Below are 18,552 nucleotides of genomic sequence, written 5' to 3' on the forward strand. Positions count from 1 at the left end.
CCTCTTCTAAAGCGACTGCTTCGGAAGAGGCTTTTTCTATGGTCCGAATTGGCGAAGCATTTGCGGCAAAGCATATCAGCAATTACTGCATACCTGCTAATCTATTCTTCTACCAACTGCATGTTCCAAGTACCGCCCACTGCTTTTGAAAAATAGGGAATGAAGCCAATCCAGATGATTGAAAATTTGAATTTCCAGCTTCCGCTGATTGATTTTCCATTTTCCGAGAGCCTGCCCGAGTAATAGATGTTGTTGTGCTTTCTATTGTAGGTTCTGCTTTCCCCGCTGTCGCTGAATAGTAGCGTCATGATGGGCATTTGCTTGACAAATTCGACGACATCACCGTTGACTTTACCGATGATTTCACCAATTCCTTCTGTCCCGCCGGTAGTCAAATCATCCTGCACCCGACCAGCAAAACTATTGCCGCTGCTGTCGTCAATATCGATGGTAAATGCGGTGTGCTCGAAGCCACGCATCTCGTTGTAAACTTGATTACTAAAGGTGTATTGGCCAATCCAGCGTCCTTTTTGTAGCATGTGAGTAGCGGGGGGAAATTTGATAGCAGGCTGGGGCCAATAATTACAGGTTAGCTGTTTGTTCGTTGTTCGCTGCGCCGTTTGATGACTTCCAATATCATCGAATTAAAATCATCAAGCACGAAATCGGCCCACCAGCGGCTGTAGGTGGGCAAGTTGGTGGTGATGCGGTAGGTGCAACTGAGGGTGACGCGGCAGTGGCCGGGGCCGGCAGGCGCAATGTGGTAGCTGCCCCGCACCACGTCGAAATATTCGCCGCCAATCATGACGTGCTCATCGAGGGTGGTGGGCGGAATGGAGGCCGGGTCGACGTTGATGTCGTAGGCAAAGCCGGTGCTGTCGTGCCAGGCCGTGATGCGCTCCTGAAACCGGATGCCCTTCTCCCAGGTAATGCGCCGAACGCCGCCGATGCCGTCGTGGTCGAGCCGGCCGTCGAGGGGCTTGGGCACGCCGATGAGGTGGACGAAATGCGGCGCTATCTCGCCGGGCTTGATGTGGCGCACGTTTTTGATGGCGGGCCACACCTGCGCCCGGCCGGCGTTGATGCGCACCGACGTCGCGACGGTATAAAACCGGTCTGTGGGCTTGCTGAAGCTTTCTACCAGAAGCGTGAACAAGGGCAGCAGGAGCAGCGACACGTAGAGTTTCGTGCCGTTGGCTTCGGTGCGGAGCTTGGCCAGCCGACTGATAAACGCCCCGAAACTGGCCAAGAGCACAAACGGCCCCACGATGATGACCAGGCATATCATGCCTTCGAACCCGTTGATAAAACACAGAAAAAAGAAGGTCATCACGATGCCCCAGGGCAACAGCAGATAATCCTTGTAAGCCTGCAGCTGTTCGCGGGTGGAAAACAGCACGGGAATGGCGCCCAGCACCAGCGGCAGTACGTAGATGTAGGTCAGCGAAACACCTTTCCGATTGGCTGATACTATCAGCATGGCCAGAAACGCATAGAGTACTCCCGCGGTTAGCCCAAGGAGCAGGGTTCGGGTTCGGGAGGGCTTCACGGCGGAATGATGTAGTGGATTTCATTCAAATGTAAGGGGCGACAAGCTCGCCTAGGCCAGTAGAAAGCACCGCAGGCGTACTTTCGCCTCATGCGTTTCCTTCCCCTCGCTTCTCTCCTGCTCGCTACTGCCTGTGTGCCGCTCGGCACGCCCATCACCGACCCCAACGCCGCACGAGCGGGTGCGGGCACCGCCAAGCCCCCCGAATACTACGCCGACAAAACCCTGCGCTACTCGGATTACACCTACTCGCCCGACGTGCGCAGCGTGCAGTGCTACGTGGGCACGGGCCAGCCCAACGAGGTGTTTCAGCCGCCGGTGGTGCCGCTGGGCCAGAGCCAAGGTATTGTGCTGGAGTTCGACGTGCTGGGCAGCCAAAGCCAGCGCTACACGGCCAAGCTCATTCACTGCGACGTGGACTGGCAGCCCTCGGTGCTGACCGACATGCAGTTCCTGAACGAAATCAACGAGTTTCTCATCACCGACTACCGGGTGGGCACGGGCACCAAGGTGCCGTATTTCCACTACCGCCTGCGGGCGCCGGGCGTCAAAATCAGCGGCAACTACCTGCTGGTGGTGCAGAACAGCGGCGGCGCGCCGGTGGTGTCGCGCCGGCTGCTGGTGTACGAAAACCAGGTGCAGGTGGGGCTGAAGCCCGGCTTCGTGGTGGGCGGACAGGAGCGCTACACCCTGCAGCAGCTCGATTTCGCCATCGGCTACGCCGGCGTAGACCTGGTGAACCCGGCGGCGGAAGTGAAAGTGATACTGCGTCAGAACTTCCGTTGGGACAACGCCAAGGTCAACCTGCGCCCCACCTTCGTGCGCGACGCCGAGCGCCGGCTCGAATACCAGTATTTCAACTTCGAAAATGCGTTTCCGGGACTGAGTGAGTACCGGTACTTTGACACCCGCGCGGCGCAGAGCGTGGGCCTGGGCGTGCTGCACGTCGACCCGCGCGCCAACCCCACCGCCGTGGAGCTGCAACCCGAAACCTCGCGCCAGAAGCTGGCCTACAACCAGTACCAGGACGCCAACGGCCAGCGCGTGTTCGAGAGCCGCGAGTACGGCAACGGCGCCACCAACGCCGACTACTTCGACGTGACCTTCCAGCTGAAAGCCGACCAGCCCGCGCCCGGCCCGGTGTACGCCTTCGGGGCCATGACCGACTGGCAGCTCAAGGATGAATTCCGGTTGACTTACGACGAAGCCAAGCAGCTGTACACCGGCCACGCCCTGCTCAAACAAGGGTATTACAACTACGATTTTGCCGTGGCCGGCGCCCGCGGCGCGGCGCCCGACGAAGTGTATTTCGAAGGCTCGCACCAACAAACCGAAAACCAGTACGACCTGCTGGTGTACTACCGCCCGCCCGGCACCCGCACCGACCTGCTCATCGGCTACCAGACCGTGGGCATGAACAGCCGGCAATAGGCCGCCGGATAACCCCGCCGGGTGGGCTGCGTTTGAGCCCTTATCGCCGCCAGCCCTTCCACAGGCGCTGTCCGGCCGCTGCGCTCACGCCTTACGCATTCCCACCCATGAAACAACGTTTTCCTGTCGCCCTGGGCGCGGCGGCCCTGCTCTGGGTTGCCGGCTGCGCCACCAATCCCGTCACGGGCAAAAAGGAAGTCATGCTGGTGTCCGAAGGCCAGGAGCTGGCCATGGGCCAGCAGTCGGACCCCGCCGTAACGGCCCAGATGGGCCTCTACGACGACAAAAAAATTCAGGCCTTCATCAACGAGAAGGGCAAGAAAATGGGCGCCGTGTCGCACCGCCCCAACATCGAGTACCAGTTTCGGGTCGTCGACTCGCCCATCATCAACGCCTTCGCCATCCCGGGCGGCTACGTGTACTTCACGCGCGGCATCATGGCGCATTTCAACAATGAAGCGCAGTTTGCGGGGGTGCTGGGCCACGAAATCGGCCACGTCACGGCCCGCCACTCGGCCAAGCAGCAAACCAATTCCATCATCGGCCAGGTGGGCCTGATGGGCGCCATGATAGCCTCGCCGCGCCTGGCCCAGTTTGGCGAGCAGGCCATGCAGGGCATGCAGCTGCTGTTTCTAAAATTCGGGCGCGACGACGAGCGGCAGTCCGACGAGCTGGGCGTCCAGTACTCGTCCAAAATCGGCTACGACGCCAGCCAGATGGCCGACTTCTTTCAGACCCTGGCCCGCCAGCAGCAGCAGTCGAAGGCCGAAGCCATCCCCGATTTCCTGAGCACCCACCCCAACCCCGAAGACCGGTACAACACCGTGCACCAGCTGGCCGACCAATGGAAGCAGGCCAACGGCAACCCCAAGCTGGCCGTGAACCGCGACCAGTACCTGCGCCTCATCGACGGCCTGGTGTACGGCGAAGACCCCAAGCAGGGCTTCGTCGAAAACAGCGTGTTCTATCACCCCGAGCTGAAATTTCGCTTCCCCATCCCGGCGGGCTGGAAGTCGCAGAACTCGCCCTCGCAGTTTCAGATGGCCGACCCGGCCGGCAAGGGCCTGCTCATCCTGCTGCCTGCCCCCGGCGCCACCCCCGAGGAAGCCGCCCAGGCCGTGGCCAAGCAGCTCAGCCTGCAAGCCAGCGAAGCCCCGCGCCGCACCGCCATCAACGGCTTCCCGGCCCTGGTGTTTGTGGCCGACCAGGTGCAGCAGGACCCGCAAACCGGCCAGCAGGTGGCCGGCGTGCGCGTGCTGGGCCACATCATCCAGGACGGCAAAAGCCTGTATGCGCTGCTGGGCGTGGCGGCCCCGGCCGACTTCCCCGCCTATGCGCCGCAGTTCAGCAGCGTGGCCGAAGGCTTCCAGCGCCTCACCGACCCCGACAAGCTCAACCGCCAGCCCGAGCGCATCCGCATCGTGAAGCTGAAGCTGCGCAGCAACCTGCGCCAGGCCCTCACCACCAACGGCATGACCGAAAAACGCCTCGAAGAGCTGGCCATTCTCAACGGCATGCAGCTCAACGAGCAGGTGAACGCCGGCTCCCTCATCAAAGTGGTGGGCAAATAAGTGGCATCACTATTGGATTGAGTGGGCCAAGCCGCCTGCGCAACTCTATATATGTTGTTGCGTTTGCAAGCTCGGCTGTCGCGTTGGCGCCGGCTCCATTTGTTAATTTTCTTCCCATGCCTAATCCCATTTTCCGCGGCCTGCGCACCGGCGCGCTGCTGACCCTGCTGCTGCCCCTGGCCAGCTCTTCGAGCCTCACCGATTGGGCCGCGCGCACGCCGGCTGCTCCCAGCACCCCCGCCGCCCGGCCCCTGCAGGGCGCCAAGCCCGACCCGGCCGTCATTGCCCAGTTTGGGCTCTACAACAGCGCCACGCTGCAAAACCTCATCGACGCCAAAGGCAAGCAGATGACGGCCATTTCGGACCGCCCCGGCGACTACGGCTTCACGGTGGTCGACTCGCCGGTCATCAACGCCTTTGCCACGCCCGACGGCCACGTGTATTTCACGCGCGGCATCATGGCGTATTTCAACGACGAAGCCCAGTTCGCCGGCGTGCTCGGCCACGAGTTGGGCCACATCACCGCCCAGCACGGCAAAAAGCAGCAAACGCGCAGTACCATTGCCGGCATCGGCATGATACTGGGCTCGGTGCTGGCGCCGCGCGTGATGCAGTCGGTGGGCGGCGTGGCCCAGCAGGTGGTGGGCCTGGGCATGCTCAAGTACGGCCGCGACGACGAGAACGAGTCCGACGCCCTGGGCGTGAAGTACTCCACCAAAATTGGCTACGACGCCAGCCACATGGCTGATTTCTTCCAAACGCTCTCGCGCACCGAGGCCCAGAGCGGCAGCAGCATCCCGACCTTCCTGAGCACCCACCCCAACTCGGCCGACCGCTACACCCGCGTGAAGGGCCTGGCCGCGCAGGCCAAGCAGGCGGCCGGCGGCCGTGCCCTGGCCGTGAACCGCAACCAGTACCTGAAAGCCATTGAGGGCCTGAACTACGGCGAAGACCCGCGCCAGGGCTTCGTGGAAGGCGGCGTGTTCTACCACCCCGACCTGAAGTTCCGCTTCCCCATCCCCTCGGGCTGGAAGTCGCAGAACTCGCCCCAGCAGTTCCAGATGGCTGAGCCCAACGGCAAAGCCCTGCTGGTATTCCTCGGCGCCGGCAACGGCACGCTGGATGCCGCTGCGCAGTCGCTGGCCAAGTCCATCGGCCTGCAGTCGGCCCAGGCCCAGAAAACCACCATCAACGGCTTCCCCGCCATGGTGATTGAAGGCGACCAGGCCGCCTCGGACCAGCAGAGCACACCGGCCCACGTACTGGCCCAGCTCATTCAGGACGGCCAAACCGTGTATGCCTTCGTGGGCCTGGCCGCGGCTTCCAGCTTTGGTACTTACGCGCCGCAGTTCCAGCGCGCCGCCCAGGGCTACGCCCGCCTCACCGACGCCAGCAAGCTGAACCGCCAGCCCGAGCACATCCGCATCAAAGCCGCGGCCAGCAACACCACCCTGGCCTCCGCCCTGGCCGCCAACGGCATCCCCAGCAAGCGTTACGAGGAAATGGCCATTCTCAACGGTATGAAAACGACCGACCAGTTGCCGAAGGGGACGTTGTTTAAAGTGGCGGGGAAATAATTTTTCGGGGCAGGCAAGCACTACTAGCCTACCCCGAAAAACACTTTGCTTTCTCCTGCGTTTTTGTAGTGGGTTAAGGCTTGTGAAAGGGCTTCAAGGTCTTCCAATATCCCTCCGGAATGGAAATAGTCCTTCCACATGCTGTATTGGAAGGCCTTGGCTTTATAATTGATTTTATCAATCATGCTTGGTTCACTCTTCACCTTAGCTATGAATGCGTTGACAAGGGTGAGCAGTTTGTCTACGTCTTGCTCAACTTCTGCTTCGTCGCCTTCCTCAAAACCATCAAGGTAAGCCACGTTGGTTAGCGGATGTAGGTCCAAACCAGCGTATTCACCTGCTTTTACAAGCACAGATTCTTCCTCAAACAGGTCGTAGCTGGCGACGAAATTGTAGTAAGACCTATTGATGAAAACATCACTGCCTTCGCAACCCGAATCAACTCCGCCGCATACGCTGATATTAAATCCCATTCGCTGAACACATAAAAACGCCCCAACCGAATACCGGTTGGGGCGTTTAAATTATGCACGCCGTCAGAATAAAATCCTTCTTGCGCAACCTACACGTTAAACCGGAAGTGCATGATGTCGCCGTCCTGCACCACGTAGTCTTTGCCTTCCACAGCCATTTTGCCGGCTTCTTTGATTTTTACTTCGGTTTTGTATTCCTGGTAATCGGGTAGCTTGATAACCTCGGCGCGGATGAAGCCCTTCTCGAAATCGGAGTGGATGACGCCGGCCGCGGCGGGCGCTTTGTCGCCGCGGTGGATGGTCCAGGCCCGTACTTCCTGCACGCCGGCAGTGAAGTAGGTAATCAGGTTCAGCAGCTCGTAGCTGGCCCGGATGAGCTTGTTCAGGCCCGACTCGGTGAGGCCGTATTCGCCCAGGAACATGGCTTTTTCCTCGGGGTCTTCCATCTCGGCAATCTGCGCTTCGATGGCGGCCGACACCAGCACCACCTGGGCGCCTTCGGCTTTCACGTGCTCGCGCAGGGCGTCCACGTGCTTGTTGCCGTTGCTGGCAATGCTGGCTTCGTCCACGTTGGCCACGTAAATCACGGGCTTAATGGTGAGCAGCTGCAGGTCGGCAATGGCGGCCAAGTCGTCTTCGGAAGCGGCCACGGCGCGGGCGTTCTGGCCGGCTTCGAGGGCGGCTTTGAATTTCTGCAGCGACACCACTTCCTTCTTGGCCACGGCGTCGCCGGCCTTGGCGCTGCGCTCCGACTTTTGGAGCTTCTTCTCCACGCTCTCCAGGTCCTTGAGCTGCAGTTCGGTGTCGATGACGTCTTTGTCGAACACCGGGTCGACGCCGCCGGCTACGTGCACGATGTTGGGGTCGTCGAAGCAGCGCACCACGTGGATGATGGCGTCGACTTCGCGGATGTTGGCCAGGAATTTATTGCCCAGGCCCTCGCCCTTGCTGGCGCCCTTCACGAGGCCGGCGATGTCGACAAACTCGATGATGGTGGGCAGCACGCGCTTGGGGTTCACCAGCGCTTCGAGGATTTGCAGGCGCTCATCCGGCACGGTGATGACGCCCACGTTGGGCTCGATGGTGCAGAACGGGTAGTTGGCCGATTCGGCCTTGGCGTTAGAAAGAGCGTTGAAAAGAGTCGATTTGCCGACGTTTGGCAAGCCGACGATACCGCAGCGGAGGCCCATTGCTTCGAATTAATAATGAAGAATTAAGAATGAGGAATTAGCCCATTCGGCCGCAAAGGTACGGCACGCTGCTACAGCAAAACGGCGCGAACGGACGTTCATCCATTCGCGCCGTTGAAAAAAGGTAGAGAGATTAACCGGTAACCACTACCCGTTAATCACCCATTTAGAAGCTGTCGTCGCTGCGGTTGGGGTCGAAGGCGGGGCGGTCGAAATCGCGGCGGGGCTGGTCCCGGTCGTCGTAGTCGCGCGGGCGGTCGAGCTCGGCTACCTCTTCGGGGGTCAGCAATTCTTCGCGCACGTAGTCGACGGCGTCCTGCAGGGCGTCCACAAACTTGAGGAAATCTTCCTTGTAGAGGAATATTTTGTGCTTTTCGTAGCTCACCGAGTCGTCGCCGTGCTGGCGGCGCTTGCTTTCGGTGATGGTCAGGTAGTAGTCCTGGCCGCGGGTGGCTTTCACGTCGAAGAAATACGTGCGCTTGCCGGCTTTAATGCGTTGGGAATAAATTTCTTCCTGGTCGTGACGGTCGTCCACAGGGATGGGTTGGGGGTATGGGTGGGAAATAGCGTCGATGGTTGATTGTGACGGCCAACTTACGAATTGTGCGGTAAAGATAAACGGCCGGGGCGCGCCGGGTGTTGCTGTCAGGAACGGTACAACGGAACGCCGTGCAGCGCACAGCGAAGCATGACGTTCTTTACGGCCCACTCCCCCACCTGCCACCCCATGCCCATCGACCTCGCCGCCATCCGCTCCTTCGAAAACATCGAATTTCTGGCCCGCCAGCTGGTCGACGGGTTCATTACCGGCCTGCACCAGTCGCCCTACCACGGCTTTTCGGTGGAGTTTTCGGAGCACCGCCTCTACAACCCCGGCGAAAGCACGCGCCACATCGACTGGAAAGTTTTTGCCCGCACCGACAAGCTCTTCGTGAAGCGCTACGAAGAGGAAACCAACCTGCGCGCCCACCTGCTGCTCGACGTGAGCCCCAGCATGTACTACCCCGCGCCGGGCCACGACAAGCTGAAATTCAGCATCCTGGCCGCGGCGGCTCTCACCACCCTGCTCACGCGCCAGCGCGACGCCGTGGGCCTGGTCACCTTCGCCGACACCGTGGAGCTCCAGACGCCGGTGCGCTCCACCAGCACCCACCGCCACACCCTGCTGCTGGCCCTGCAACAGTTGCTGGAGCGCCCGCCCGTGCCGGCCACCCGGCGCGGCACCGACGTGGCCGGCACCGTGCACGCCATTGCCCAGCAGATTCCGAAACGCTCTTTGGTCATCCTGTTCAGCGACATGCTGGGGCGCGGCGCGGCCGAGCAGGAAGCGGCCCTGGCGGCTTTGCAGCACCTCAAGCACCAGCACCACGAAGTGCTGCTTTTCCACGTGCTGGACCGCGCCACCGAGGCCGACTTCGACTTCGCCGAGCGGCCCTACATCTTTGAAGACGTGGAAACTGGTCAGGAAATCAAGCTGCAGCCCTCGCAGGTGCGGGAACAGTACCGGGCCGTCATGACGGCCTACGAGCAGGAGCTGGCCCAGCGCTGCGGGCAGCTGCGCATCGATTTCGTGCCCGTCGACGTGCGCGAGCCGTTTGAGAAAGTGCTCTACGCCTACCTGGTGAAGCGCGGCAAGGTGCGCTAAACATTCTGGCGGGCCCCGGGCTTGCACTCCGTATTCAACCCTGAGCTGTGTTTCTTCGCTTCGTTCTCGTTTTCGCGGTTTCGCTGCTGGTGTTTGCGCCCATCACCGGGTACATCGCCTACAACTACGGCCGCTCGTTCTGGCGCTGGTTTGCGTTTGGGATGGTGGTGCCGTTTTTCTCGGTGTTTGTGGCGCTGTTTGTGGCCATGCGCGAGCGGGCCGCCGAGGAAAAGCAGGAAGCTTCGGCGCGCCAGCGGCCACCGGCGGCCTGAGCCGGGCAGTGGCAGCCCTGCGGGCACCAATGGAGGCAAACGGCCGCTGCCGGCGCTACTTTCGCGGCGGCGCTGTGCCTGTATTGTTCACCCTTCTTCTCCCTTTATGTACCAAATCCTTCTCTCTCTGCACTCCTGGTCGCGCTGGTTCGTGGTCATTTTCGGCCTCATCGCCGTGTACCGCGCTTTCGTGGGCTACTCGGGCCGCCGGCCGTTCGTGAGCGCCGACAACGGCATGAGCGCCGCTTTTTCGGGCTTCATGTGGCTGCAGGTCCTCATTGGCCTGGGGCTGTACTTCGGCCTAAGCCCTTGGGGCCTGAAGGCCATGAAGGAGGCCGGGGCGATGCAGGACCCCACCAAACGCTTTTTCGGCATGGAGCACGTGGCCGTGATGATTCTGGCCGCCATCGTGGCCCAGGTGGGGCGCATTGCCGTCAAGAAAACCGCCGACAGCACCCAGAAGCATCGCAAAGCCCTGCTCTACTTCGGCGTGGCCCTGCTGCTGGTCCTGCTTATGATTCCGTGGGGCATCTGGAATCCGGAACGGCCGCTGTTTCGTTTCTAGGTTTTCGGGTTTTACCTGCTAAGTTTGAAGGGCTGCGCCGCAAACGCAGCTTTTCCGCTATTTTGCCCGGCAATCTATTGACCCACGCCCCGTGCCTACCGCGCCGAAACGCACCTACACCGTAGAGGACTTTTCCGATTTGATAAACACGCGCCTGCAACGGCTCGAAAACAAAAAGGAAGCCCAGCAACGCTTCGGCAGCCTGCTGGCCGTGCTGCGGCAGCAGGTCGACTCCTACCGCCACCGCAAAATGGGCTAGTTGCCCGTTCTGCTGTCCTCCGCCATGGACCTTAGAGCAAAAAAGCCCCCCCGCGCCAACGCAGGAGGGCTTTTTGCTGCTGGGCCGGTTCTTGGTTGCCAGCCTTCGCCGCCAGGCGAAAGCCACGGCGAGGCCAACGACGGACCGGCTAAATGGCCTGCCCGCCCGACGCTTCCAGGCGCTGGGCGGTTATCCAGCGGGCGGCGTCGGTGCAGAGGAAAGCCACCACCGGGCCGATGTCGTCGGGCAGCCCCACCCGGCCCAGCGCCGTGAGCGAGACAATGTGGTTTTGCAGTTCCTGGTTGTCGCGCACCCGGCCGCCGCCGAAGTCGGTGGCAATGGCCCCGGGCGCCACAATGTTGACGGCGATGCCCCGGGCCCCCAGCTCTTTGGCCTGGTAGCGGGTCAGCACCTCCATGGCGCCTTTCATGCTGGCGTAGGCCGAGGAATTGGGATTGGTGATGCGCGTGAGCCCCGACGAAATGTTGATGATGCGGCCGCCGTCGCGCAGCAGTGGCAGCGCCTGCTGCGTGAGAAAAAAAGGCCCCTTGAAGTGAATGTTCATGGCCTCGTCGAACTGCGCCTCGGTGGTTTCGGCAAAGGGCGCGTAGAGGCCAGTGCCGGCGTTGTTGATAAGGAAATCGAACTTATCGGTGCCGAAGGTTTCTGCCAGCGTGCGGCTGACCTGCGCAAAAAAGGCAGCGAAACCGGGCACCCGCGAGGCGTCGAGTTGCAAAGCGGCCGCGCGTTGGCCCAGGGCAGTGATTTCGGCCACCACGCTTTCGGCTTCGGCCCGCTGGGTGTGGTAGGTCAGGAGAACGTCGATGCCCTTTTGGGCCAGGTGCAGGGCCATGCTTTTGCCCAGGCCACGGCTGCCGCCGGTGACAAGGGCGATGTTGGTTGTGCTCATCAGTTCAGGAAGTTGGGGTGAATGATGAAGCAAAGGTCCGGGGCGCACCGGCCAGAAACATGGTGAGTAGTTCAGTTTATAGGGTGATGGTTTCCGCTTCTACTTCAGCCAGCGCCGCGCGCTGGGCGGCCCACGCCTGCTCGCGGTACTGCTTGGGCGTGCAGCCCTGAAAGCGCTTGAAGAACTTGGTGAAGTTTGACGGGTCGTAGGTGAGGTTGGCGGCAATATCGGCCACCGAGCGGCGCGGGTCGTGCAGCATTTCCCGGGCAATTTCCATCAGCCGCGCCTCGAAAAAGTAGCACGGCGGATGGCCCGTGGCCAGCTTGATGGTATTGCTCAGGTGCGTGGGATGAATGCAGAGCACGCCGGCCAGGTCGCGCACTTCGAACATTTCGGTGGCGCGGCCGGCCACGATGTCGGCCAAGTGCCGGTCCATTGCACGCCGGAATTCGGCGGTGATTTCGTGCTGCCGGGCAAGCAGTTTTTTGGGGACGGGGGTGGGCATGGGCCAGAAAATTAGTCAGACAACATTAAACTGGTTTGGGTAGCAAGGGTTTTGAGGAGGCGCCGAGCTTACATCCACGTCGCCGACTAAAACCAGCTCCTGACGCGCCCCAGCAAGAACTTCCCGTAAGCCCGTCGCTGTAGTATGGCTATATAATTCAGACTAAATAGGAAGAAAGCCGTAGGAGCAATTGTTTTTCTCACTTTCTTCCTTTAATACTATGAATCAGCCCCTGATTGACCTCGTTCAAAACTATTTCGGTGGCGACACCGTGCGCCAGACCAGCACTGCGCTGGGCGAAAGCGAAAGCAGCATCGGCACGGCGCTGCGCAGCGTGGTGCCACTGGCACTCGGCGGGTTGTTTGCGCGCTCTCAGCAGCCGGGCGGCGCGGCCGAACTATTTGGCTTGGCCAACCAGGCACACAGCAGCGGCATTTTGGGCAACCTGAGCAGCCTGCTGGGCGGCCTGAGCAGCAACAGCGCCGCTCCGGCCAGCGACGGCAGCCTGCTCAACAAGGGCGTTGAAATGCTGCGCTCGGTGTTTGGCAGCCACTACACCACGGCCGTGGAAGGCGTGAGCCAGCAGGCCGGGGTGCGCACCTCCACCACCAGCAGCCTGCTGAGCATGGCCGTGCCCGTGGTGCTGGGCCTGCTGGGCAAGCACGCCGCCGACAACAACCTCGATGCCAACGGCTTCAGCAGCTACCTGGGCAGCCAACGCAGCAGCATTATGGGGGCTTTGGGTAGCCTGCCGGGCGGGCTGGGTGCCGTCGTTTCGGGCCTGGGTCTGGGCAATGCCGCTGGCGCGGCAGCCAACACGTTTGGCAGCACCGTTTCGGCCGCGGCCGACCGCACCGGCCACGCCGCGCGCGACACGGCGCGCGACGTAGAAGCCGTGGCAACTTCGCCCAGCCGCTGGCCCTGGCTGTTGCTGGCACTGGCAGTGCTGGCGGCCCTGTTTTTCCTCATGCGCGGTTGCAACAAAGAGTCCGAAACCACCCCGCCCCCCACAACCGAAACGGTAACGGACACGACGGCCACCACGACCACGGCCGTGGCACCCGCCGCCCCCACCGGTCGCTACGACGAAGCCAGCGGCAACTACATCTACGACACGGGCGCCAACACCGACGTGAAACTACCCGACGGCACCGTCCTCAACGTGGGCAGCAACTCGCTTGAATCGCGGCTGTTCAACTTCCTCAACGACGCCAACCAGACCGTGAGCGACGACAAAACCCAGGGTTGGATGAGCCTCGACCGCGTGTACTTCAACACCGGCAAGTCGACGCTCACCGCCGAGTCGCAGGCCCAGCTGAAAAACGTGGCCGCCATCCTCAAGGCCTTTCCGAACGCGGCCATTAAGTTCGGCGGCTATACCGACAATAAAGGCAAGGCCGACATGAACCTGACCCTGAGCGCCGACCGCGCCAACGCCGCCCGCAAGGCCGTGATGGACGCCGGCATCGACGCTGGCCGCGTAGCTGCCGAAGGCTACGGCCAGGAGCACCCCATTGCGTCGAACGACACGCCCGAGGGCCGTGCCCAAAACCGGCGCGTCGATGTGCGAGTCACGAAAAAGTAATGCTCTTTAGCCCATCAAAAAAGCCCGTCGCTGATGTCAGCGGCGGGCTTTTTTGGTGGTAATCCAATTTAGCCGGACAGCTTGAGCCTCTGCCCTACTCACTGAGCCGACTCACAGGCCAGCATGCCGTTGACTGAGCAAGATTTTTACCTTAATTTGGCAAAGTTCAATGCCTTACCACCTGCAAAAATGGAACTTACTTCCGCTCCTGTCACGGCTACCTGGGTAGCCGTGGCGGCCACCGAAGCCGCCCCGCCCACTCTACCCGCCGGCCACGCCCACCCCACGAACTGCCTCGATTGCGGCACGGCCCTCACCGACCGATTTTGCGCCCACTGCGGACAGGCTGCCGCCACGCACCGCATCACCCTGAAACACCTGCTGTTTCATGACTTGCCCCACTCCATCTGGCACGTCGACAAGGGGCTGGTGTACACGTTTTATCAATTGCTGACCCGCCCCGGCCTCACCATCCGGGGGTATTTGGCCGGGCAGCGTACCCGGCAGTTCCGGCCGGTGAGCTACCTGCTGCTACTGGTAGGGCTGTCGGCGCTGGTCATGTCGGCCTTTCAGACCGACCTGCAACACGCCATGATGGCCGCGCAGCCCACCGCAGCGGGCGCTCATCCGCAAGAGCTCATGTCGGTGGTAATGGACCGCTACCTTTCCATCACCGTGAAGCATCCCTACCTGATGCAGTTGGTGCTCATGCCGCTCAACAGCCTAGTGGCGTGGTGGCTGCTGCGACGGGCCGGCTACAACTACGCCGAGGTGCTGCTGGCCAATTGCTTCGTGGGGGGGACCCTCACCGTCATCAACCTGGCCGTGATGCTGCCCGCGCTGCTGGCTGGCAACCGGGCGCTCCTGGGGCTGGCTTCGCAGCTGGTTCTTATCCCGACGCTGGTATACACGTTTTGGGTGAACGCGCAGCTGCTGCTAGCCGCCCCCGCCTTCACCGCGGCACGGCGCTACGGCCGGGCGCTGGGCATCTCGCTGCTGCAGCTCGGGGTGCTGCTGGCAGCGGCGGTGGTGTGCATCGCCGTCCTCACGGTGCAGGTACTGCACGAGCGGCCGGACCTGCGGCCCGCCAAGACGCCGCGCACGGCCGCCACGCACTAGCCCCTTCCCGCCATCGAATCCCAAAGCCCGCCGCTGCCTCAGCGACGGGCTTTTTATTGCTTCTCAAAACAAAATCCTTCCTTCGCCGCCCTAATCTTCCGACCAACCACCTCGTCGACCTGGAAGCCTGCGCCGCCCTGGCCCGTCAGCACGGCACCCCCAAGCAGGAAAACATGTTGGATTCGCTTCCTTTGCCGCCATTCATCCACTTCTTCACTCCTCACATTCATGGGTTTCTTTTCTGGACTTCTTGAAAACGCAGGCACCGTTCAGCCCACCGACCTGACCAACGAATACGGGCAGCTGCTGGCCAACGGCGAAACCATCGAAATTGGCTTTAAGCTGGTGCGCGACGTGTTCATCTTCACCAACAAGCGCCTAATTATGGTGGACAAGCAGGGCGTGACGGGCAAGAAAGCCGAGTACCTCTCGGTGGCATACAAAAGCATTTCCCGGTTCAGCATCGAAACCGCCGGCCACCTCGACCTGGATGCCGAGCTGAAAATCTGGGTATCGAGCGAAACCTTGCCCAGCATCACGCGCAAATTCAACAGCCAGGTCAACATTTACGACGTGCAGCGCGTGCTGGCCCAACACGTACTTGGCTAACCGAACTGCGCAGGGCACAAGCTCAACTCACTGTAAACCACACAAACAAAAAGGGCCTTCCCGCTCCGGAAAGGCCCTTTTCTGCATGCCTAAACCAGGGCTTACTGCCCCAGCACGATGGCAAACACCAGCGGCGCTACGATGGTCGCGTCCGATTCGATGATGAATTTTGGGGTTTTCTCGCCCAGCTTGCCCCAGGTGATTTTCTCGTTGGGTACGGCGCCGGAGTAGCTGCCGTAGCTGGTGGTGGAGTCCGAAATCTGGCAGAAATAGCCCCACAGCGGCACGTCGTGGCGCTGCAAATCCTGGTGCAGCATGGGCACCACGCAGATGGGGAAGTCGCCGGCAATGCCGCCGCCAATCTGGAAGAAGCCCACTTTGCTTTCCTCGGTGGCGGTGTTGGTGTACCAGTCGGCCAGGTACATCATGTACTGGATGCCCGTCTTCATGGTGTGCACGTTCTTGATGTCGCCTGAAATCACGTGGCCGGCGTAGATGTTGCCGAGCGTGGAGTCTTCCCAGCCGGGGCAGATGATGGGCAGGTTTTTCTCGGCCGCAGCCAGCATCCAGGAGTTTTTGGGGTCAATCTGGTAGTATTGCTCCAGGTCGCCCGACTTCAGAATCTGGTAGAAGAATTCGTGCGGGAAATAGCTCTCGCCGGCTTGGTCGGCCTTTTCCCAGTGCTTGAGCACGGTGTGCTCGATGCGGCGCATGGCCTCCTCTTCCGGGATGCAGGTATCGGTTACGCGGTTCATGTGGCGCTTCAGCAGCTCGTGCTCGTCGGCGGCGGTGAGGTCGCGGTAGTGCGGCACCCGCTCGTAGAAGTCGTGGGCGACAAGGTTGAAGATGTCTTCTTCGAGGTTGGCGCCGGTACAGCTGATAATCTGCACCTTGTCCTGCCGAATGAGTTCGGCCAGCTGGATGCCCATTTCGGCGGTGCTCATGGCGCCGGCCAGGGTTATCATCATCTTGCCGCCATCGGCGAGGTGCTTGTTGTAGCCATCGGCCGCGTCCACGAGGGCAGCAGCGTTGAAGTGGCGGAAATGGTGGCGGATGAAGTTGGTAATGTGCATTGCGAGGGAATTGGGTTGTTTTCGAAATGGGGTTGAACGTCATGCCGAGCATTCAGCGCATCAAGCAGCAAGCGTGGCATCTTGCTCGCTCCCGTTGCAATCAACATGATTATTTCGGCACGCGAGATGCCTCGGCTACGCTCGGCATGACGTTCGGGTTGTTCATACGGCTTGCCTAGCTCGGCGACTCAATCATCAAGTTATGATTGGTGTAGATGCAGATGTCGGCCGCGATGTGCAGGCCTTCTTCCACCATCTGCCGGGCCGAGAGGTGCGGGGCGTGCTTCTTGAGTGCCAAAGCGGCAGCCTGCGCATACATCGCGCCGCTGCCGATGGCGGCCACGTCGGAGTCGGGCTCCAGCACGTCGCCGGTGCCACTCACGATGAGCAGCTCGTCCTTGTCGGCCACCACCATCATGGCTTCCAGCTTGCGCAGGTACTGGTCTTTGCGCCAGTCCTTGGCCAGCTCAATGGCGGCGCGCTTGAGGTTGCCGCCGTAGCTGGTCAGCTTCTCCTCGAAGCGGTCGAGCAGCATAAAGGCATCGGCCGTGGAACCGGCAAAACCGGTCACGACTTTGCCCTCGCCCAGCTTGCGGATTTTGCGCACGTTGTTTTTGGCCACGTGCTTGTCCATGGTGGCTTGGCCGTCGGCCCCCACGGCAATTTCACCGTTGTGGCGGATGCCGAGGACGGTGGTGGAGCGAATTCTGGTCATAAGGTTAGTTGTCAGTTGCTGGTTGTCAGTTGTTGGTAAAAGCAGAAGTCAGTTGCCGGGCCAGCTTACGATGACCTGACAACTGACAACTAGCAACTGACAACCAAAAAATCAAATCATCAAGCGCATGGGGTCTTCCAGCAGGCTTTTCAGCGTCTGGAGGAAGGCCGCGCCGGTGGCGCCGTCCACCACGCGGTGGTCGCAGCTCAGCGTCACTTTCATGATGTTGCCGATGGCCAGCGCGCCGTCTTTCACAATGGCGGTTTGCTTGATGCCGCCCACGGCCAGGATGCAGGCATCCGGCGGGTTGATGATGGCCGTGAATTCGTCGATGCCGAACATGCCCAGGTTCGAGATGGTGAAGGTGCTGCCCTCCCACTCGGCCGGCTGCAGCTTCTTGCTCTTGGCTTTGCCGGCCAGCTCTTTCACCTCGTTGGCGATGGTAGCCAGGCCTTTTTGGTCGGCGTTGCGAATCACGGGCACCAGCAGGCCTTCGTCCACGGCCACGGCCACGCCGATGTTGATGACCTTGTTCTGGCGGATTTTGTCGCCCAGCCACGAAGAGTTCACCGCGGGGTGCGAACGCAACGCAATGGCCGCCGATTTCAGCACCAGGTCGTTGAAGCTTAGCTTCACCGGCGACAGTTCGTTGAGCTTCACGCGGGCTTCCATGGCCTTGTCCATGTTGATTTCCATCGTGAGATAGAAATGCGGGGCCGTGAACAGGCTCTCGGACAGACGCTTGGCAATTACCTTGCGCATCTGCGACACGGGCGTGTCGGTGTACGTATCGGTCGATGCCGGGGAGCTGGGCGCCGGGGCCGGCGCAGCGGCGGGCGTGGCAGCTTGCGGGGCGGCGGCCGGAGCGGGGGCCGCGGCCGGAGCCGCACCGGGCTGGAAATTCTCCACGTCGCGCTGCACGATGCGGCCGTTGTCGCCCGAGCCCACTACCTGGGCAAGGTTGATGCCTTTTTCTTTGGCGATGCTCTTGGCCAGCGGCGAAGCCAGGATGCGGCCGCCATTGGCCGACGGCGCGGCCGCGGCTGGCTGGGCCGGGGCGGCGGGGGCAGCCGCCGGGGCCGGAGCAGCCGCTTCGGCGGGTGCGGGGGCTTCGGCGGCCGGTGCAGCCGGGGCGGCACCGCCGCTCTGGCCGCCCAGCAGGGCCTGAATGTCGGCGCCTTCTTCGCCAATGATGGCCAGAATGCCGTCCACGGCCACGGCTTCGCCGGCTTTGGGGCCGGTGTAGAGCAGGGTGCCGTCTTCGTAGTTTTCCAGCTCCATGGTGGCTTTGTCGGTTTCGACTTCAGCCAGCACGTCGCCCGATTTCACTTTGTCGCCCACGTTTTTTAGCCAGGCGGCAATGGTGCCTTCGGTCATCGTGTCGCTCATTTTGGGCATGCGCACCACGGTGGCCTTTTTGCCATTGGCCGGGGCGGCGGGCGCGGCCGCTGGCGCCGGGGCTACCGGGGCCGGCGCAGGAGCCGCCGGGGCTTCGGCCTTGGGC

Annotated in this window: 20 protein-coding genes; 10 read left to right on the top strand and 10 right to left on the bottom strand. The window is 61.5% G+C overall.

Translation table 11 applies throughout. The features are described from left to right. Positions 1-101: 101 nt before the first annotated feature. Positions 102-539 (bottom strand): hypothetical protein, encoded by a 438-nt coding sequence (locus JAO73_RS22055; RefSeq protein WP_198979507.1) that lies wholly within the window; start codon positions 537-539, stop codon positions 102-104. A 50-nt stretch (positions 540-589) separates the two neighbouring features. Next, entirely contained in the window at positions 590-1,480 is an 891-nt protein-coding gene (locus JAO73_RS22060; RefSeq protein WP_198979508.1) for an SRPBCC family protein, read from the bottom strand. Positions 1,481-1,639: 159 nt separating this feature from the next. Between JAO73_RS22060 and JAO73_RS22065 the strand changes: the two genes are divergently transcribed. The 3 genes from JAO73_RS22065 to JAO73_RS22075 all read left to right on the top strand — a co-directional run bounded on the left by JAO73_RS22065 (position 1,640) and on the right by JAO73_RS22075 (position 6,128). Further along, entirely contained in the window at positions 1,640-2,980 is a 1,341-nt protein-coding gene (locus JAO73_RS22065; RefSeq protein ID WP_198979509.1) for a type IX secretion system plug protein, read from the top strand. Between the two features lie 107 nt (positions 2,981-3,087). Beyond that, positions 3,088-4,551, top strand: coding sequence for a M48 family metalloprotease (locus JAO73_RS22070; RefSeq protein WP_190921891.1), 1,464 nt, complete (start codon positions 3,088-3,090; stop codon positions 4,549-4,551). Between the two features lie 116 nt (positions 4,552-4,667). After that, the gene (locus JAO73_RS22075; RefSeq protein WP_198979510.1) at positions 4,668-6,128 is read left to right on the top strand and encodes a M48 family metalloprotease; all 1,461 of its coding nucleotides are present in this window, start codon (positions 4,668-4,670) and stop codon (positions 6,126-6,128) included. Positions 6,129-6,151: 23 nt separating this feature from the next. Here JAO73_RS22075 and JAO73_RS22080 read toward each other — a convergent pair whose 3' ends face one another. The 3 genes from JAO73_RS22080 to JAO73_RS22090 all read right to left on the bottom strand — a co-directional run bounded on the left by JAO73_RS22080 (position 6,152) and on the right by JAO73_RS22090 (position 8,326). Further along, a complete protein-coding gene (locus JAO73_RS22080; protein WP_190921889.1) occupies positions 6,152-6,601 on the bottom strand; it encodes a hypothetical protein in 450 nt (149 codons plus the stop codon). A gap of 89 nt (positions 6,602-6,690) precedes the next feature. After that, on the bottom strand, positions 6,691-7,791 hold the full coding sequence (gene ychF, locus JAO73_RS22085; protein WP_198979511.1) for a redox-regulated ATPase YchF: 1,101 nt from the start codon (positions 7,789-7,791) through the stop codon (positions 6,691-6,693). 166 nt (positions 7,792-7,957) lie between these two features. Further along, the gene (locus JAO73_RS22090) at positions 7,958-8,326 is read right to left on the bottom strand and encodes a DUF3276 family protein (protein ID WP_190921887.1); all 369 of its coding nucleotides are present in this window, start codon (positions 8,324-8,326) and stop codon (positions 7,958-7,960) included. Between the two features lie 153 nt (positions 8,327-8,479). Here JAO73_RS22090 and JAO73_RS22095 point away from each other — a divergent pair, with 153 nt between their 5' ends. From JAO73_RS22095 to JAO73_RS22110, 4 genes are all read left to right on the top strand, one after another. Beyond that, the gene (locus JAO73_RS22095) at positions 8,480-9,436 is read left to right on the top strand and encodes a DUF58 domain-containing protein (RefSeq protein WP_233169355.1); all 957 of its coding nucleotides are present in this window, start codon (positions 8,480-8,482) and stop codon (positions 9,434-9,436) included. Positions 9,437-9,483: 47 nt separating this feature from the next. Next, positions 9,484-9,708: a hypothetical protein gene (locus tag JAO73_RS22100; protein WP_190921885.1), complete on the top strand. Its 225-nt coding sequence runs from the start codon at positions 9,484-9,486 to the stop codon at positions 9,706-9,708. 106 nt (positions 9,709-9,814) lie between these two features. After that, the gene (locus tag JAO73_RS22105) at positions 9,815-10,273 is read left to right on the top strand and encodes a hypothetical protein (protein WP_198979512.1); all 459 of its coding nucleotides are present in this window, start codon (positions 9,815-9,817) and stop codon (positions 10,271-10,273) included. Positions 10,274-10,364: 91 nt separating this feature from the next. Then, on the top strand, positions 10,365-10,532 hold the full coding sequence (locus JAO73_RS22110) for a hypothetical protein (RefSeq protein WP_198979513.1): 168 nt from the start codon (positions 10,365-10,367) through the stop codon (positions 10,530-10,532). A 148-nt stretch (positions 10,533-10,680) separates the two neighbouring features. Here the strand turns inward: JAO73_RS22110 and JAO73_RS22115 are convergent, their stop codons facing one another. Next, complete coding sequence (locus JAO73_RS22115) at positions 10,681-11,442, bottom strand: SDR family oxidoreductase (RefSeq protein ID WP_198979514.1); 762 nt, start codon at positions 11,440-11,442, stop codon at positions 10,681-10,683. Positions 11,443-11,518: 76 nt separating this feature from the next. Next, positions 11,519-11,947 carry a helix-turn-helix domain-containing protein gene (locus JAO73_RS22120; protein ID WP_198979515.1) on the bottom strand — a complete coding sequence of 143 codons (429 nt, stop codon included), beginning with the start codon at positions 11,945-11,947 and terminating at the stop codon, positions 11,519-11,521. 220 nt (positions 11,948-12,167) lie between these two features. Between JAO73_RS22120 and JAO73_RS22125 the strand changes: the two genes are divergently transcribed. The 3 genes from JAO73_RS22125 (at position 12,168) to JAO73_RS22135 (ending at position 15,260) form a co-directional block, all read left to right on the top strand. Further along, complete coding sequence (locus JAO73_RS22125) at positions 12,168-13,532, top strand: OmpA family protein (RefSeq protein WP_198979516.1); 1,365 nt, start codon at positions 12,168-12,170, stop codon at positions 13,530-13,532. Between the two features lie 189 nt (positions 13,533-13,721). Then, the gene (locus JAO73_RS22130) at positions 13,722-14,651 is read left to right on the top strand and encodes a DUF3667 domain-containing protein (protein WP_198979517.1); all 930 of its coding nucleotides are present in this window, start codon (positions 13,722-13,724) and stop codon (positions 14,649-14,651) included. 228 nt (positions 14,652-14,879) lie between these two features. Further along, entirely contained in the window at positions 14,880-15,260 is a 381-nt protein-coding gene (locus JAO73_RS22135; RefSeq protein ID WP_198979518.1) for a PH domain-containing protein, read from the top strand. A gap of 101 nt (positions 15,261-15,361) precedes the next feature. On the opposite strand, the gene JAO73_RS22140 is transcribed toward JAO73_RS22135, so the two are convergent. From JAO73_RS22140 to JAO73_RS22150, 3 genes are all read right to left on the bottom strand, one after another. After that, the gene (locus JAO73_RS22140; RefSeq protein ID WP_198979519.1) at positions 15,362-16,333 is read right to left on the bottom strand and encodes a deoxyhypusine synthase family protein; all 972 of its coding nucleotides are present in this window, start codon (positions 16,331-16,333) and stop codon (positions 15,362-15,364) included. Positions 16,334-16,508: 175 nt separating this feature from the next. Then, positions 16,509-17,048, bottom strand: a complete 540-nt coding sequence (gene hslV / locus JAO73_RS22145; protein WP_190921878.1) for an ATP-dependent protease subunit HslV — start codon at positions 17,046-17,048, stop codon at positions 16,509-16,511. Positions 17,049-17,159: 111 nt separating this feature from the next. Next, positions 17,160-18,552, bottom strand: a 1,393-nt coding sequence (locus JAO73_RS22150; RefSeq protein ID WP_198979520.1) for a pyruvate dehydrogenase complex dihydrolipoamide acetyltransferase, incomplete at its 5' end; no start/stop codon positions are given.

The organism is Hymenobacter miniatus (assembly GCF_016427455.1).
GTDB classification, from domain to species: domain Bacteria; phylum Bacteroidota; class Bacteroidia; order Cytophagales; family Hymenobacteraceae; genus Hymenobacter; species Hymenobacter armeniacus.